3 protein-coding genes are annotated in these 2,604 nt (G+C 66.2%); all 3 read right to left on the minus strand.

Going from position 1 to position 2,604, the window contains the following annotated elements; genetic code table 11:
• The coding region (locus AC3WLN_RS23935; RefSeq protein ID WP_492485462.1) for a DNA-binding protein at window positions 1–459 on the minus strand (459 nt) is incomplete at its 3' end.
• 158 nt (window positions 460–617) lie between these two features.
• On the minus strand, window positions 618–1,343 hold the full coding sequence (locus AC3WLN_RS23940; RefSeq protein WP_492485464.1) for an AAA family ATPase: 726 nt from the start codon (window positions 1,341–1,343) through the stop codon (window positions 618–620).
• Window positions 1,344–1,355: 12 nt separating this feature from the next.
• Window positions 1,356–2,525: a hypothetical protein gene (locus AC3WLN_RS23945; protein WP_492485466.1), complete on the minus strand. Its 1,170-nt coding sequence runs from the start codon at window positions 2,523–2,525 to the stop codon at window positions 1,356–1,358.
• Between the last annotated feature and the right edge of the window lie 79 nt (window positions 2,526–2,604).

The following is a 2,604-nucleotide window of genomic DNA, read 5'->3' on the forward strand; positions in this document are numbered from 1 at the left end:
CTGTCCGGCTACCCATGGCCGCCACCATGCAGTAGCCTTCCAATTGGCTCGGTCCAAAATACCGGTCAGGTCAACCTCCGCCTGTAGGTCTCGGACACGCTCCAAGAGTTGACCGACCATGGCCCCGGCCTCGGCGGTTTCCGCCTCGTATGCCCGCCGCCTCGCGTCGGCGTTGACCCGTTCGGCATCCCGCGCCGCCGATTGCTCGGCTCGTACGTGGGCGAGGATCTCAGCGCCTATGTCGAGCAGCCTGACCTTGAGCCCCGACGGCAAATCATGGGTCTCGACCTCCGGCTGGTAGTCGACCTCCGCCCGCCACTCGGCGACCACGGCGGCCATGGCGTTGTAGGACCCCTTGCGACCGAGTTCGTCGTACACCGCACGGGTGGAGACCCGGAAACCGGCATCCCTCAAGCGCCCCGCGATGGATTTGATCTTCTGTCGGTCCTCGTCCGTCATGGCTTGCCTGCACCAACGCCTTCCCGGTGATCATGCCGGAGCGTCGATGAGAAGATCGTCACCCTCAGCATGTCCGGGGTCCTGGCGGCTTGGCATACCTCGATTGCCGTCCCTTCGACCGTCGGTTTCCCGTATCCCTGCGCGAGGATTGGTCGGACCTATCTTTGTGCTCCCTCGACACCGTACTTCCGTGCACGGAGGTCGAAGGCATCCAAGCCACCTTCCATGATCCGCGTGACGGCTTGGCGGACGGCGGGGGTCTCGATGGCGCCGTCGCTTTCGACACGAACGTGCGTCGTTCCTTCCGGCGCCCGATCCTCCGCGATGGTGGACACCATGGTGACGACCTTGTCCGCGTCGCCGTTCACGACGAGGTTCGCGTTGTGGGTTGCGAAGATGATCTGCCGGGCCGTCTTGGACGTCCGAATTCGTTCCACGATGCGCATGATAACCCGGTTGTCGAGGTCGTCCTCCGGTTGGTCGACGATGAGCGTTCCCGCTTCCTGTCGCAGCAGCAATTCGAGGAGCGCGGATGCCTGCTGTCCGGGGGATGCGCGCGCGAACCCGATCTTCTGGCCGTCGCTGACGTAGGTCAGCACGATGGAATCCCTCGGTACGGCCGAGAGCATGACTTCGACGCTTTGGTCGCTCAAACGGGCGTAGAGCCGGTTCGCCTGGTTGTCGGTGAGCCGCTCCTGGCCCCCGAACACCAGGGTTTTCAATTCCGCCATGGCCTCTACGCCCGGCTCGGTCGGGCTGCCCGCCATGATCCTGTCGCGGTAGACCTTGAGCAGGGCGTCGCACAAGGCCGTCCAGCCCTGGCCACCGTCCCGGCACGTCGCCACCACCCAATCGGAACAGCTCCGGTCGGAGTTGCGGATCATCGATCCTTCCATCTAGGCACAGAGCGATTGGATGCACTCGACGGGCCGGCGATCCTTCGAAACCCGCGCGAGAAGGGTACCGGCCGATTTCAACGCGACCTCATCGGCGGCGCGTGCGAGCAGGGTCCGACGGTCGACGACGAGCTGCGCCAGCCTCTGTCGCGCGTCGATTAGGATGGCCGGCGCGGCGTGGGTCATGTTGAAGCGTTCGGAGGCTCGCGCCTCCTGGGCTTCCATTTCCTCCAGCTGCCCGGCGAGAGCCTCCGCCTCCTTGATCAACGCGCCGTGGGCCACCTGACGCTCGCGCGCCTTGGCGTACCCTTCCTCGAAGGCCTGCCGGATGACCTGGAATTCGGCGCCGGCGGCATCACGGGCGGATGAAAGGTCGCTCAGGTCCCGCAGCACGGACCTCAGGCGGCCATCGATATTGCTTCGGACGGCTTTGAGGCGGATGTCGAGTTCCGCGAGGGGGCCGAATTCGAGCGCGTCCCCATATCGCTCCTTGTCGACGACCAGGAGGGACTCCAGGATGGCGCCGATCCTGTCCCGGTCGTCGGCGATACGTCTTCCGACGTCGTCGAGGTAGTTTCGCCCGCGGCCATATCGCGGGGCTTCGCGGAGGATGGCCAGGTCGGCCTCCTGCACGCCGCCCTGAGCCATCCTGACCCGCGCGGCATCCAGCCTCCGCCGCATGTCGGCGACCCGTCCACGGGCACGTCCCAGCTCCAATTCCGCCTGCCAGTGTGCGGCCACATCCTGCAGGGCCGTCGTCACCTCGCGCTTCACGACGGCGATTTCGCCGTCGATGCGCCTTCTTTCCTCGATGACCTCGGCGGCCGCGATGCCGGTGATGTTTTCCGCCGCGGCCTCCGGATCGACCATCGTCGTCGAAAGCTCCTTTTGGTGGAATGCGCGAGCCGGGAACCGACGCTGCGCGTCGGCGACCGTGATCGGCTCGTCGTCGAGGCCGGGCGTCGTGACGACGATGGTCGCCGGATTGTCGCCGAACCTCTGCCAGCGCTCGCGAAGGCCGCCCCGGTCGAGCTCGACGGCGACCCAGCCCCCGCTGAGCGTTTCGTCGATGAGCGTGCGTTCGCGTTCGCGCGGCCTCCGCCCGGCCCTCTCCTCCGGAGCGAGGTCGATCTCGGACTTGCCGAGCCCGAAGCGCAGGAACTCCAGCACGGCGTGTGTGGACGCCCCATCGGATTCAAGGGGGTGTTGGAGAGATTGGTGCGCGCAGGATCAGGTGCTGCCGTGTGTC

Source organism: Methylobacterium sp. FW306-05-D (genome assembly GCF_058782155.1).

Bases quoted from the DNA above. Each gene is read 5' to 3' on its own strand.
- AC3WLN_RS23940 (WP_492485464.1), bottom strand. From the start codon at position 1,343: ATGATCCGCAACTCCGACCGGAGCTGTTCCGATTGGGTGGTGGCGACG.